The 13,779-nt window shown below is 67.6% G+C and carries 12 protein-coding genes; 8 read left to right on the top strand and 4 right to left on the bottom strand.

Features of this window, described 5'->3' with window-relative positions; translation table 11 throughout:
* Window positions 1–36: 36 nt before the first annotated feature.
* The gene (locus BXA00_RS13715) at window positions 37–942 is read left to right on the top strand and encodes a LysR family transcriptional regulator (RefSeq protein WP_076518987.1); all 906 of its coding nucleotides are present in this window, start codon (window positions 37–39) and stop codon (window positions 940–942) included.
* A gap of 85 nt (window positions 943–1,027) precedes the next feature.
* On the opposite strand, the gene BXA00_RS13710 is transcribed toward BXA00_RS13715, so the two are convergent.
* A complete protein-coding gene (locus BXA00_RS13710) occupies window positions 1,028–2,020 on the bottom strand; it encodes a tripartite tricarboxylate transporter substrate binding protein BugE (RefSeq protein WP_076518986.1) in 993 nt (330 codons plus the stop codon).
* A gap of 170 nt (window positions 2,021–2,190) precedes the next feature.
* On the opposite strand from BXA00_RS13710, the gene BXA00_RS13705 reads away from it, so the two are divergent.
* The 3 genes from BXA00_RS13705 to BXA00_RS13695 all read left to right on the top strand — a co-directional run bounded on the left by BXA00_RS13705 (window position 2,191) and on the right by BXA00_RS13695 (window position 5,224).
* Window positions 2,191–3,171 carry an AEC family transporter gene (locus BXA00_RS13705; protein ID WP_076518985.1) on the top strand — a complete coding sequence of 327 codons (981 nt, stop codon included), beginning with the start codon at window positions 2,191–2,193 and terminating at the stop codon, window positions 3,169–3,171.
* 206 nt (window positions 3,172–3,377) lie between these two features.
* Window positions 3,378–4,529: a LysM peptidoglycan-binding domain-containing protein gene (locus BXA00_RS13700; RefSeq protein ID WP_076518984.1), complete on the top strand. Its 1,152-nt coding sequence runs from the start codon at window positions 3,378–3,380 to the stop codon at window positions 4,527–4,529.
* 11 nt (window positions 4,530–4,540) lie between these two features.
* Window positions 4,541–5,224 carry a hypothetical protein gene (locus tag BXA00_RS13695; protein ID WP_076518983.1) on the top strand — a complete coding sequence of 228 codons (684 nt, stop codon included), beginning with the start codon at window positions 4,541–4,543 and terminating at the stop codon, window positions 5,222–5,224.
* An 81-nt stretch (window positions 5,225–5,305) separates the two neighbouring features.
* Here the strand turns inward: BXA00_RS13695 and fumC are convergent, their stop codons facing one another.
* Window positions 5,306–6,703: a class II fumarate hydratase gene (fumC, locus tag BXA00_RS13690; RefSeq protein WP_076518982.1), complete on the bottom strand. Its 1,398-nt coding sequence runs from the start codon at window positions 6,701–6,703 to the stop codon at window positions 5,306–5,308.
* A 162-nt stretch (window positions 6,704–6,865) separates the two neighbouring features.
* Between fumC and tsaE the strand changes: the two genes are divergently transcribed.
* Together tsaE and BXA00_RS13680 are read left to right on the top strand one after the other, a co-directional pair.
* A complete protein-coding gene (gene tsaE / locus BXA00_RS13685; protein WP_076518981.1) occupies window positions 6,866–7,405 on the top strand; it encodes a tRNA (adenosine(37)-N6)-threonylcarbamoyltransferase complex ATPase subunit type 1 TsaE in 540 nt (179 codons plus the stop codon).
* The gene (locus tag BXA00_RS13680; protein ID WP_076518980.1) at window positions 7,333–8,715 is read left to right on the top strand and encodes an N-acetylmuramoyl-L-alanine amidase; all 1,383 of its coding nucleotides are present in this window, start codon (window positions 7,333–7,335) and stop codon (window positions 8,713–8,715) included. The genes tsaE and BXA00_RS13680 overlap by 73 nt, the downstream gene beginning before the upstream one ends.
* Window positions 8,716–8,789: 74 nt before the next feature.
* Here BXA00_RS13680 and BXA00_RS13675 read toward each other — a convergent pair whose 3' ends face one another.
* Window positions 8,790–9,428, bottom strand: a complete 639-nt coding sequence (locus BXA00_RS13675; protein ID WP_092581879.1) for a VTT domain-containing protein — start codon at window positions 9,426–9,428, stop codon at window positions 8,790–8,792.
* A 99-nt stretch (window positions 9,429–9,527) separates the two neighbouring features.
* Between BXA00_RS13675 and mutL the strand changes: the two genes are divergently transcribed.
* Together mutL and miaA are read left to right on the top strand one after the other, a co-directional pair.
* The gene (gene mutL, locus BXA00_RS13670; protein WP_076518979.1) at window positions 9,528–11,525 is read left to right on the top strand and encodes a DNA mismatch repair endonuclease MutL; all 1,998 of its coding nucleotides are present in this window, start codon (window positions 9,528–9,530) and stop codon (window positions 11,523–11,525) included.
* Between the two features lies 1 nt (window position 11,526).
* Complete coding sequence (gene miaA, locus BXA00_RS13665) at window positions 11,527–12,486, top strand: tRNA (adenosine(37)-N6)-dimethylallyltransferase MiaA (protein ID WP_076518978.1); 960 nt, start codon at window positions 11,527–11,529, stop codon at window positions 12,484–12,486.
* An 87-nt stretch (window positions 12,487–12,573) separates the two neighbouring features.
* Here miaA and purM read toward each other — a convergent pair whose 3' ends face one another.
* The gene (purM, locus tag BXA00_RS13660; RefSeq protein ID WP_076518977.1) at window positions 12,574–13,623 is read right to left on the bottom strand and encodes a phosphoribosylformylglycinamidine cyclo-ligase; all 1,050 of its coding nucleotides are present in this window, start codon (window positions 13,621–13,623) and stop codon (window positions 12,574–12,576) included.
* Between the last annotated feature and the right edge of the window lie 156 nt (window positions 13,624–13,779).

Below are 13,779 nucleotides of genomic sequence, written 5' to 3'. Positions count from 1 at the left end.
TCGCGGTTCCGGAACACCACAGCCCCCGTTTGCGCCATGCGCCTGCGCCACATCGAGATCTTCGAAGCGATCCGCCGCACCGGCTCCCTGACGGAAGCCGCCGCGGCGCTGCACATCTCCCAGCCTGCCGCCAGCAAGTTGCTGGCCCACGCCGAAAGCCAGCTCGGCTTCCGGCTCTTTGATCGCGTGAAGGGCCGGCTGGTCGCCACGCGCGAGGCCGAGATCCTCACGCCCGAGATCGCGCGGCTGAGCCAGGACCTGAGCAGCGTGCGCCGGCTGGCGGCCAATCTGCGCGACCGTCCCCACGGCCACCTGCGCCTGGGATGCGCGCCCGCGCTGGGCCTGGGCCTGCTGCCCGGCGTGGTGCGCGACAGCCGCGACGCGCAGCCCGGCATCACCTTCGACATCCATACCCATCACAGCGCCGAGCTGGTGCAGGGACTGCTGACCCGCGAGCTCGATCTGGCCATCACGTTCGACACCAACGACTACCCGGGCCTGACGCGCATGGGGCTGGGCCATACGGAACTCGTGCACCTGAGCCGCAACGCGGCGCAGGGGCCGATGCGGCTGTCCGAACTGGGCGATGCGTCGGGCGGCACCCTGATCGTGCTGGATGCCGGCGATGCGTCCGGCGCGCTGCTGCAACTGGCGCTCGATGCGCAGGGCCTGGCCCCGCAGGTCGCCATCCAGGTGCAGACGCATTACGTCGCGTGCGCGCTGGTGGACGCCGGCTGCGGCGACGCCATCGTGGACGCCATCACCGCGCAGGCGATGCTGCGGCCGGGCATGAACCTGCGCCGCCTGGAGCCCGCCCTGCGCGTGCCGATCAGCATCATGACGCGCAACCAGGATCCGCTTTCGGCCTTGCACCGCGACCTGATCGAACGCCTGCGGGCGGCCTGCGCCGCGCGGCTGGCCGGGCTGGAAGCGCCCGCCTGAGCGGGCGCGCGGCCCGCAACGCACAACGGGCGCCCGAAGGCGCCCGTTGTGGTGTCGGCCGGGGCGCGGAACGCCCCGTGCGGCATCAGTTCAGCGTGATGTTCTGCTTCTTCACGACGTCCTGGGCCCAGTTGAACTGCTCCTGGATTTCCTTGGCGAACTCTTCCGGCGTGTTGCCCGACGGCGCCGAGCCTTGCTCTTCGAGCGCCTTGATGACCTTCGGGTCCTTCAAGGCCACGACGGCGGCGTCACGCAGCTTGTTCACCACGTCCATCGGCGTGCCCTTGGGGGCCAGCAGGCCATACCACACCGGCTGGTTCAGCACCGGGAAGCCCGCGTCCTTGAAGGTCGGGACGCCCTTGAGCGTGCCGATCTGCTCGGGCCAGGCGATGGCCATGGCGTTCAGCTTGCCGGCCTGGATCTGCGGCATCGACGACGGCAGGTTGTCGAACAGGATTTCGATCTGGCCGCCGACGGCATCAGCCAGCGCCGGGCCCGAACCCTTGTAGGGCACGTGCACGATGTCGGTGCCGGTGGCCATCTTGAACGATTCGCCCATCAGGTGCAGCACGCCGCAGGTGCCCGAGCTGCCGTAGGAGTACTTGCCCGGGTTCTTCTTCAGTTCTTCGACGAAGCCCTTGAAGTCCTTGGCCGGGAACTTCGGGTTCACGGCCACGACGTTGGCGGTGTTGGCGAAGTTGGTGACCGGCTGGAAGTCCTTGATCGGATCGTACGGCAGGTCCTTCGGACGGCAGGCGGGGTTCACGGCCATCGTGGAGACGGTGGCGATGGACAGCGTGTAGCCGTCGGCCGGCGCGCGCGCGGCTTCGGAAGCACCGATGGCGCCGCCAGCGCCGCCCTTGTTTTCCACGACCATGGGCTGGCCGAGTTCCTGGCTCATGCGCTGCGTCACGAGGCGCGCGATGATGTCGGTGGACCCGCCAGGCGCGAACGGAACGATCACGCGGATGGCCTTGCTGGGGTACTTGTCTGCGGCGTGCGCGACCGTAGCGCCCAACATGCCGGCTGCGCCGGTAGCAAAGGCGATGGCCACGGCCAGGGTGCGGACTTTATTCATAAATGTGTTTCCTCCAAGATTGCGAGCCCGTATGTAGACGGACCGTTGTGTGATGTGCCCGCCTGTAGGCGGACCAGCAGATAACGGTGCGGGCGCATTGCTTGTTTTGCTTTTGGACAGCGCGTCAGCGCTGCATTTATAGGTTGCTTGTGGCACACGCGCCCGCCAGAATGTCGGAGAATAGCAGCAAACGCTTACACCCGCATAGCGCGCCGAGCCCCGTTTGGCGCCAGACAAAAACCACTTTTCCCATGTCGGTTGCCCTCCTGGTTTTCCCCGATTTCATGCTGGTTGCGCTGGGTTGGGCGCTACGTCACAAACTCGGTTTCTCGCGCGAATTCTTCGCCGGCACGGAACGGCTCGTCTACTTCGTGCTGTTTCCCGCGCTGCTGTTCCAGTCCATCCTGCGCACGCCCATCACGGCGGGCAATGCGGCGCTCCTGCTGCAGGCCACCGCGGCCGTCATCACCGCCGGCGTGGCGATGGCCTGGCTGGCGGGCCTGGTGCTGCGGCCCTCGTCGCTGGGCCTGGCGTCCTCCGCGCAATGCGGCTACCGCTTCAATACCTACATCGGCCTGGCCCTGTCGGCCAGCCTGGCGGGCGCGCAGGGCCAGACCGTGATGGCGCTCATCGTCGGCTTCGCGGTGCCCATGGCCAACGTGGCCGCCGTCTACGGCCTGGCGCGGCACAGCGGCGGCAACCTGCTGCGCGAACTGGCGCGCAATCCGCTGGTGATCTCCACCGTGCTGGGCCTGGCCTGCAACCTGGCCGGGCTGCAATTGCCCGGCCCCGTGGACACGGTGCTCGCGCGCCTGGGCGCGGCCGCCATCGCGCTGGGCATCCTCTGCGTGGGCGCCAGCCTCGCCTGGGAAGGCGGCAAGGGCTACGGGCCGCTCATCGCCTGGATGCTGGCGGTCAAGCTCGTCGCCCTGCCCGCGGTCGCCCTGCTGGTGGCGCACCTGCTGGACCTGCCGCCCCTGGAGGCCCGCATGCTGCTGCTGTTCGCGGCGCTGCCCACGGCATCGGCCGCCTACGTGCTCGCGATGCGCATGGGCGGCGACGGCCGCATGGTGGCCGTGCTGATCTCCCTGGGCACCTTGTTTTCGGCGGTCACGATCCCGATGTGGCTGCTGCTGGCGGGCCGCCCCTAACGCCCGCAATGGCGCGGAGCCGCCTGAAAAAAACCTCCTGAAACAGGACAAGGCTGATTGCCCCTTTGCGCGCCCGCCGACCAGTATGACGTCGGCGTCTGAGGCACGGCGCGCCGACGGATATCGCCCATTCCCCCGGAAATCGTGGCGCGCCGGCCGCGCGGCGCGCCACGCACACCTTCCGACCAGGCTTAGGGGAACCAGGAATGAGCGAATACATAGTCCAACCCGGCGATTCACTCTGGAGCATCGCCCGCAAACACATGGGCGACGGCAGGCTTTGGAAGCGGCTGACCGTCACCAGCTTTACCGATACGCAACTCTATGTCGGCCAACGGATCTGGATCCCCGACGGCATGCGGCGAAACGGCACAGGCTCGATCCCGCAAACCGACGACGGCGAAGGCCGCCTGACGGCGCGGATCGCCCTGGCGCGCGGCTACATGTTCGTCGTGGTCGAGGCCTTGCCAGACATCGGCGTCGACGCCGTGATCCGCAAGGAGTCCGCGGGCAACGTGTGGCGTGGCGGGCAACCTCCGGCGGGCTCCCTGAGAGGAACCGTCAAGGTCATTGCCTTGCCGCGAGACTTTTCCATGGCGCCTTCCAACCCGGCGGCCATGTACAGTCCGGCCGAACATGCCCTGGGCAGGGGCCAGGGCGGCTATCTTTCCGCCAGTACGAAGCGCCTGGGCGCGCCCACCATGGACGGCGTCCCGCTCATCATCGACATGAACAAGGCCAGGGCGTCGGGCGCCCAGGTGTTTTCCGTGCCGGAAGTGGTGGCCGACCTCCGGCGCTTCGTCGCCGCCAATCCTGCTGCCCGCCACAGTGTGGAACGGCTGATCGACACCATCGTCGGCGCAGAGCAGGAAGTGCTGATCCGGAACACGAGATTCACGTCCGACTCCGTCCGGGTTGCCAGCGAAGTGCATCAGGTGCAGATCAATGCCGCCCGAAACGTCTGGAACGACCTGAGCGCGAACAAGATCAGCCGCGAACAGGCCATGCAGCGGCTTGCCCAACTGGAAAAGTCCTACGCCCTGGCTCGCACCATTGGCCGCTACGGCCGGGTGTTGACCGTGCTGGGGTTGATCATCACCGCGGTGGACGTGGCACGCGCGACACGGCAATCCGCTGAGCAACGATCGTTCCGGCCGATTGCGGCCGAAGCGGTTCGCCAGGCCGGGGGTTGGGGCGGGGCGTGGGCCGGTGCAAAAATCGGGTTCATCGGCGGCGCGGCGCTCGGCATTGAAACCGGCCCGGGATTGATCGTGACCGGCGCGCTGGGCGCCCTCATTTTTGGCGCGGCCGGCTATTTTGGCGCGGATTGGCTGGCGGACCACATATCACCGAACTGAAGGACGAATGCATGAAGCGATCTGCACCGCCGGCGTGTCGCAGCCCGCGCCCGCCCTGGATCGAATTTCCCGATCCGGCGGCCTGGACCGATGGGATCGAGCCCGCCGCATCGCGATGGTTCAACGGCGTCTGGTGGCCCTATTGGCAATCCTTGTCGTTGGCCGAAAAGATGGCCTACGAGGCGCAATGGCGCATGGCGGGCGGCTGCTTCCACCTGCAGCTTTCCTGGGCCTGGGACTGCGCGCGCAGGACGCGCCGCGCCTATGCCGGTGTGACCGGCACCGTGGCGCAACGCCGTCTGCCCCGCTGGGCGCTACGACTGTTCGGACGCGAGGACGATCGCCTGGGACCCGCCTTGCCCTTTCCCCTGCTTCCCGAGGATGACTACGCCCTGCCTCCCCCTTGGCTGTGCATGTTTGGCGACCAGGACAATCTGCCGCTGGTGATGCGGTATGGCACCCGGGACAGCTACTTCGGCGACATCTGGCTTGCGTTCTGGCAGACCCTGGACGCCGCGCAGCGGCGCGCTTACCTGGCCCGCTGGCCGCGAAACGCGCCATGGGAGAGATTTCTCGTGGCAGCCGGCGATCGGGGGCTGCTCGTTCCTCACCAGGACGTGGATCTGGAGAGCGACTCGTCCCGCCGTCTGGTCTGGGAAATCGTGGATGCCGCCTACGGCGACACCGAGACCTGAGCCCCCACGCGCCATGAAAATGGCCGCCCGTGGGGCGGCCATTCCGGATTGACGCGACGCGCGCGGGATTACGACGGCGGATTACGACGGCTTGTGCGCGTTAGTCATCGCGCCGGGCACGACCCATTCGGCGAACTGCGCTTCGGTCAGGTAGCCCAGGGCCAGCGCCGACTCCTTCAGCGACAGGCCTTCCTTGTGCGCCTTCTTGGCGATCTGCGCGGCCTTGTCGTAGCCGATGTGCGGATTCAGCGCGGTCACCAGCATCAGCGAACGGTCGACCAGTTCGGCGATGCGTTCGTGGTTGGGCTCGATGCCCGCCGCGCAGTGCTTGTCGAAGCTGGCCATGCCGTCCGTCAGGAGGCGCACGGACTGCAGGAAATTGTGGATCACCAGCGGCTTGTAGACGTTCAGCTCGAAGTTGCCGCTGGCGCCGCCGATGTTGATGGCCACGTCGTTGCCCATGACCTGCGCGGCCAGCATCGTGATGGCCTCGCACTGCGTGGGGTTGACCTTGCCCGGCATGATCGAGCTGCCCGGCTCGTTCTCGGGAATGCTGATCTCGCCCAGGCCCGAGCGCGGGCCGCTCGACAGCCAGCGCACGTCGTTGGCGATCTTCATGAGGCCCGCCGCCAGCGACTTCAGCGCGCCGTGGGCAAACAGCAGCGCTTCATGCGACGCCAGCGCCTGGAACTTGTTGGGCGCGGAGACAAAGGCCGTGCCGGTGGTGTGCGCCAGCTCGGCCGACACCTTGGCGCTGAACTGCGGATGCGCGTTCAGGCCGGTGCCGACCGCGGTGCCGCCGATGGCAAGCTGGTGCAGGCCCGGCAGCGTGGCGCGGATCTGCTGCTCGGCCAGGTCGAGCTGGGCCACGTAGCCCGAGATCTCCTGGCCCAGGGTCAGCGGCGTGGCGTCCTGCAGGTGGGTGCGGCCGATCTTGACGATGTCATAGAACTTGGCGCTCTTGGCGGCCAGCGTGGCGCGCAGCGCCTTCAGGGACGGCAGCAGGCGATGTTCGACCTCGACGGCGGCGGCCACGTGCATCGCGGTCGGGAAGGTGTCGTTCGACGACTGCCCGCGGTTGACGTGGTCGTTGGGGTGCACCTTGCGCTCTTCGCCGCGCACGCCGCCCAGCAGTTCCGAAGCGCGGTTGGCCAGCACCTCGTTCATGTTCATGTTGCTTTGCGTGCCAGAACCGGTCTGCCAGACGGACAGCGGAAACTCGTTGGGCCATTTTCCGGCGACGACCTCGTCGGCCGCGCGCATGATGGCGTCCGCGACCTTGGGGTCCAGCTCGCCCAGGTCGGCGTTGACCTTGGCCGCCGCGCGCTTGAGCCGCGCCATCGCGTTGGTCAGCGGTTCCGGCATTTTTTCGGTGGAAATCGCGAAGAAATGCAGGGAGCGCTGGGTCTGGGCGCCCCACAGGTGGTCTTCCGGCACCTCGATGGGGCCAAACGTGTCTTTTTCGATGCGGGTCTTCATGGCGCGTACAACTCCGTGGCGGCGTCAGTCGCGGGCGGCGGGAAGCCGTCGTTCACGACATTATTGAGAATAACAATCAGTTATAGGTTAGCAGAAACCCGCATTCCTATAATTGCTCCAATCTGTGCTCCGATCATCGTCTTTTACCACTCGCCCCGCGCCATGTCCGCCCCCCTCGCCACCCTGACTTTGCACTTGCCCGACGAAGCCGCCACCGAGTCGCTGGCGCGCCAGCTTGCGCCCATGGTGTCCGGAGGCAAAACCGGCCCGGCAGGCGCATGCATCCACCTTCAAGGGGACCTGGGTGCAGGAAAAACGGCCTTCTCCAGGGCATTGTTGCGGGAAAGCGGCATCACAGGCCGAATCAAGAGTCCAAGCTACGCGCTGCTTGAATCCTATAAAGTTTCTAACTTATACTTCTATCACCTTGATTTTTATAGATTTAGTGATTCGCGCGAATGGTTGGACGCAGGATTTCGGGATTTACTGCGTGAGGATGCGGTCGTTTTGATCGAATGGCCGGAGCGGGCCGAAGGTCTTTTGCCCCCGCCCGACCTGCTGATCAACCTCGCCTATGCAGGCGACGGACGTGACGCCACCCTGACCGCGTACACCGCCCGAGGACAAACATGGTTGAACGCGATTGTCCCCCCGCCCCTGACGGCGCCCTCCCCCCGGCAGGCGCCACCCGCCGACGCCTGATCAGCGTCGCTGCCACCCTGCTCGTCCTGCCTGTCGTGCCGACGCTGGCGCAGGCGGCAACGATCCTGGCCGTGCGGACCTGGCCTGCCGACGAATACACCCGCGTCACGCTGGAACTGGACAGCGAACTCAAGGCGGAACAATTCACCCTGGAAAATCCCCATCGCCTGGTGGTCGACATCGAGGGACTGACCCTCAGTGCGGCCCTGAACGATCTGGTCTCCAAGGTCCGCCCCGACGACCCCTACATCCAGAGCCTGCGCGTGGCGCAGAACCGCCCCAACGTGGTCCGGCTAGTGTTCGACCTGAAGCAGCCGGTGGCGCCGCAGGTCTTCACCCTCAAGCCGGTTGCCGACTACCAGTACCGTCTGGTGCTGGACCTGTACCCGAAGGTGGCGCAGGACCCGTTGATCGCGATCCTGAACAAGTCGAGCGGTCCCGACGTGGACGATCCGCTCGCGCGCATCCTCGAAGACATCCAGCGCAACCCGGTCACCCGCGCCGATCCCCCCGAGCCGCCCCGCGTGCGCGGCCAGCAGCCCGCCCCGCCCCTGCCCACGCCGCCCAAGCCGCCGGCCACGGCAAGCCGGGGCAAGCCGCGCATGCTGACCATCGCGCTGGACCCGGGCCACGGCGGCGAAGATCCCGGCGCCATCGGCAAGACCGGCCTGCGCGAGAAGGACGTGGTGCTGCGCATCGCGCGCCGCCTGAAGGCGCTGATCGACAGCCAGCCCTACATGCGCGCCTACCTGACGCGCGACGACGACTACTTCGTGCCCCTGCACGTGCGCGTCCAGAAGGCGCGGCGCGTGCACGCGGACCTGTTCATCTCGATCCATGCGGACGCGTGGGTCAAGCCGTCGGCCAACGGGTCGTCGGTGTTCGCGCTGTCCCAGCGCGGCGCCTCCAGCGCGCAGGCGCGCTGGATGGCCGACAAGGAAAACGCGGCCGACCTGATCGGCGGCGTCAACCTGGGCACCCACGACCGCCAGGTCGCCAAGGTGCTGCTGGACCTGTCCACCACCGCGCAGATCAATGATTCGCTCAAGGTCGGCAGCGCCTTCCTGGACGAGATCAAGAAGATCAACCGCCTGCACAAGAACAGCGTCGAACAGGCCGGCTTTGCGGTGTTGAAGGCGCCGGACATCCCGTCCGTCCTGGTCGAAACCGCCTTCATCAGCAACCCCCAGGAAGAAGCCCTGCTGCGCAGCTCCTCGCACCAGGACAAGCTGGCGCAGGCCATGATGACCGGCATCCAGCGCTACTTCACCGCCAACCCGCCGCTGGCCCGTTTGGGCGACGTCAGCTAGCCCGGGACCCGGCCCAACGAAAAAGGGCTATGCGCCCCGGCGCATAGCCCTTTTTGCTTACCCCATCTGGCGCCCTACTGCGTGCGGCGCGCGCGAAAGAGCTTGACCAGGGCGGCGCCCACCACCGGCACGATGGCCGCGGCCAGGCCCACCAGGACGATGGTGTTCAGGTGGTCGCGGATGATCGGGATGTTGCCGAAGAAATAGCCGGCCGCCACCAGGCTGATCACCCACAGCAGCGCGCCCAGGATATTGAACATCTGAAAGCGCGCCAGCGACATGTCGGCCACGCCCGCCACAAAGGGGGCGAAAGTGCGCACCACCGGAATGAAGCGCGACATGACGATGGTCTTGCCCCCGTGCTTTTCGTAGAACGCGTGCGTGCGCATCAGCGCGCCGCGGTCCAGAAAGCGCAGGTTCATCGAAAACACCCGCGGCCCGATGTAGCGGCCGATCGCGTAGTTCAGCGAATTGCCGGTCACCGCGGCGACGATGAGCAGCACCGACATCAGGATCGGATCGATGTGCCCCGTCGCGCCGAACGCGCCGGCGATGAACAGCAGCGAGTCGCCCGGCAGGAAGGGCAGCACCACCAGTCCGGTCTCGGCGAAGACGATGAGGAACAGCACCAGATACACCCACACCCCATACTGCTCGACCCACAGGCCGAGCGTCTGGTCGATGTGGAGCACCATATTGAAAAACTCAAGCATTGAAGCGGCCCCGATATCGGAAGGGAAATTTCCAGCGACTATAGCCGACCGGGGCATGACGCTAAAATCGTCCGCACTGCTACACAAGATCTGGGCCACATGACCGAACGTCGTTCCATCCTCGCGCTTCCCGACCTGCTGATCAGCCAGATCGCCGCTGGCGAGGTCATCGAGCGCCCCGCGTCGGTGCTCAAGGAAATCCTCGAAAACGCCATCGACGCGGGCGGGCGCGCCATCGAGGTCCGCCTCGAAGGCGGCGGCATCCGGCGCATCGCCGTCACCGACGACGGCGGCGGCATCCCCCCCGAAGAACTGCCGCTCGCCCTGGCGCGCCACGCCACCAGCAAGATCCGCTCGCTCAACGAGCTGGAATCGGTGGCGTCCATGGGATTCCGTGGTGAAGCGCTCGCGTCCATTGCCTCGGTGGCCCAGGTGTCCATCATTTCCCGCACGCGCGACGGCGACCACGCCTGGCAGATCGACGCCGGCAGCATGCAGGTCGGTCCGGCGTCGGGCCCGCCCGGCACCACCGTGGACGTGCGCCAGCTCTTTGACGCCGTGCCCGCCCGCCGCAAGTTCCTGCGATCCGAGGCCACCGAGTTCGGCCACTGCGTCGATGCCATGGAGCGCATCGCGCTGGCGCATCCGCAGATCGCCTTTCGCCTCTTTCACCACGACCGCGCGCAGCGCCAGTGGCTGCCGGCCGATCCGCCCCAGCGCATCCGCGACGTGCTGGGCGCGGAATTCGCCGAGCACGGCCTGCTGCTGTCGCATTCGGTCGGCACGGTCAGCCTGGCCGGCATGATCACCCGGCCAACCGCCGCGCGCGCCCGCGCCGACCGCCAGTACCTGTATGTGAACGGCCGCTACGTGCGCGACCGCACGGTCAGCCATGCGCTGCGGGCCGCCTATGCGGACGTGCTGCATGGCGACCGGCAGCCCGCCTACGTGCTGTTCCTGGATATCGACCCGGCCGCCGTGGACGTGAACGTCCACCCGGCCAAGCATGAAGTCCGATTCCGCGACAGCGGCGCCGTCCACCGTTTCGTCTCGCATGCGGTCAGCCAGACGCTGGCGCAGTTGGGCGGCTCGTCGGCGGTCGCCCCGGCGGGACAAACCGGCGACGCGGAATTCGAAACCGTCGCGCGACCCGCGGGCGAAACGGCCCCGCCTTCGCCCGCTTCCGCCCCGCCCGCCTACCGCCCCGCCGCGCAGGCCGAGTCCGAGTCCCCGCGCCCGGGCTACGGCGGCGTGAATGGCATGAACGGCATGAAAGGCGGGACAGGCGCCGGCTCAGGTTCAGGCAACGGCCCGGCCTACGGGCTGCGTCCGTCGCCCGCGCCGCAGCGCCCGCACACCCAGGTGCCCTTCCGTCTGCACGCGGAACCCGCCGGCATTCCGGCCGCCGACTGGCAATCCCTCTATCGCCCGCTGAACGACGACACCGCCGCCCGGACCGCGCCGCTGCGCGAGCCCGCTCCCGCGCCCGCCGCCGCGCTGCCCACCGATGAAGAGCATCCGCTGGGCATGGCGGTGGCGCAATTGCACGGCGTCTACATCCTGGCGCAGAACCGGCGCGGCATGGTGCTGGTGGACATGCACGCCGCCCACGAGCGCGTGGTGTACGAGCAGCTCAAGCAGGCGCTGGACGCGCGCAGCCTGCCGCGCCAGGACCTGCTGGTGCCCGTGGTGTTCCACGCCCAAGAGAAGGACGTGGCCCTGGTGGAAGAGTACGAAGAACAGTTGAACGAGCTGGGCTTCGAAATGCGGCCCTCGGGTCCCACGTCCATCGCCGTGCGGTCGGTGCCCGCCATCCTGGCCCGCGGCGACATCGAAACCCTGGCCCGCGCCGTGCTGCGCGACCTGGGAGCCGTGGGCGTTTCGCGCCTGCTTACCGAACAGCGCAACGAACTGCTTTCGACCATGGCGTGTCACGGCTCCGTGCGCGCCAACCGCAAGCTCACCCTCGAAGAGATGAACGGCCTGCTGCGGCAGATGGAATCCACGGAACGCGCCGACCAATGCAACCACGGCCGTCCCACCTGGGTGCAGTGGTCGATGTCGGACCTCGACAAGCTTTTCCTGCGCGGACAGTAGCTTGCCCTCCGACCTCACCCCCGCAACGCTTCCGGTCATCTGCCTGGCGGGCCCCACCGCGGCCGGAAAAAGCGCGTCCACGCTGGCCCTGGCCGAACGCTGGCCCCTCGAAATCATCAACGTGGATTCGGCCACGATCTACCGCGGCATGGACATCGGCACGGCCAAGCCCTCGCCCGAGGAACAGGCGCGCGTGCCCCAGCACCTGCTGGACATCCTGGATCCCGTCCAGTCGTATTCGGCCGCGGAATTCCGCGCCGACGCGCTGCGCCTGATCGACGACATCCGCGCGCGCGGCCGCATTCCGCTGCTGGCGGGCGGCACGATGATGTACTACAAGGCGCTGCGCGACGGCCTGGACGACCTGCCACAGGCCGATCCGGCCCTGCGCGCCGAACTGGAAGCGCGCGCCGCGCGCCTGGGCTGGCCCGCCCTGCACGCCGAGCTGGCGGCGCTGGACCCCGTCACCGCGGCGCGGCTCGCGCCCAACGACAGCCAGCGCATCCAGCGCGCCCTCGAAATCTGCCAGCTTTCCGGCCGGCCCATGTCGGCGCTGCTGCAGCGCGCGCAGCGCAAGCCGGACGACGACGCCAACCGCTACCTGACCATCAGCCTGGAACCCTCCGACCGCGCCGCCCTGCACGCGCGCATCGAACAGCGCTTCGATGCGATGCTGCGCCAGGGCCTGCTCGACGAAGTGCGCGGCCTGCACGCCCGCGCCGACCTGCACCCGGGCCTGCCGTCCGTGCGCTGCGTCGGCTATCGGCAGATGTGGGCGTACCTGGACGGCGAGGTCGACCTGGACACGGCCCGCGAACAGGGCATCGCCGCGACCCGCCAGCTCGCCAAGCGCCAGATCACCTGGCTGCGCGCGCAGCCCGAGCGCGTGATCGTGGATTGCCTGGCCGCCGACGCCGTCGCGCAGACCATCGACGCCGTGGCGCGGGCGCTGGCGCACTGACGGCGCCGCCCAGCCATCCGCCCCCCACTAAAAAAAAATGACCGCCCTCAAGGCGGTCATCTTTCTTGCTGCGCATTCGCCGCGGCGTCACACCACGAAGGTCTGCGCCATGCCGGCTTCCTGGGGGACGATTTCGCCCAGCTTGCTGACGGTCTCGCCCTGCTCGCGCAGCGTGGCGGCGATGGCGTCGGCCTGGGCCGGATCCACCACCAGCACCATGCCGATGCCGCAGTTGAACACGCGGTACATCTCGGTGTCTTCGACGCCGCCCTGCTCCTGCAGCCACTGGAACAGCTTGGGCATTTCCCAGGCGTCGCGGTGCAGTTTGGCGGCCAGGCCGTCCTGCAGGATGCGCGGCACGTTGTCCAGCAGGCCGCCGCCCGTGATGTGGGCCAGGCCCTTGATGGCCGTGCCGTGCTTGGCCAGCGCGGCCAGCACCTGCTTGACGTAGATGCGGGTCGGGGCCATGACGACATCGACCATCTTCTGGCCGTGGAAATCGTCGTCCGGCTTGGCGTTGGCGCGTTCGAGGATCTTGCGCAGCAGCGAATAGCCGTTGGAGTGCGCGCCGCTGGACGCCAGGCCCAGCACCACGTCGCCCGCCTTGATGGACTTGCCGTCGATGATCTTGGACTTTTCCACCGCGCCCACCGCGAAGCCGGCCAGGTCGTATTCGCCGTCCGGGTACATGCCCGGCATTTCGGCGGTCTCGCCGCCGATCAGGGCGCAGCCCGACAGTTCGCAGCCCTTGGCGATGCCGCCCACCACGGCGGCGGCCGTGTCCACCGACAACTTGCCGCAGCCGAAGTAATCCAGGAAGAACAGCGGTTCCGCGCCCTGCACCAGGATGTCGTTGACGCTCATGGCGACCAGGTCGATGCCGACCGTGTCGTGGCGGTTCCAGTCGAACGCCAGGCGCAGCTTGGTGCCGACGCCGTCCGTGCCGGACACCAGCACGGGCTCTTTATAGGTCTTCGGCACTTCGAACAGGCCGCCAAAGCCGCCGATACCGGCCAGCACCCCCGGGCGCATGGTGCGCGCGGCTAGGGGTTTGATACGGTCGACCAGGGCGTCGCCTGCGTCGATGTCGACACCCGCGTCGCGGTAGGTCAGGGGGGCTTTAGGTTGGTTCGTCATGAGAAATGCCGTGGGGTATGTAACAATTGCTGGGATTTTGGTGGAACGCCCTGCATTTTACGATGACGCGGGCGCCGACAGGCATGCGGGGCGCAAACCCGTGCCAGTGCAGGCGCTCGGACGCGACACCAGCCCCCCAGGTGGTTTAAAGTGTAG

The sequence above is a fragment of the Achromobacter sp. MFA1 R4 genome (genome assembly GCF_900156745.1).
Lineage (GTDB): Bacteria > Pseudomonadota > Gammaproteobacteria > Burkholderiales > Burkholderiaceae_B > Achromobacter.
The sequence above is the reverse complement of the archived record's forward strand: the minus strand, read 5'-3'. Positions and strand labels throughout refer to the sequence as shown.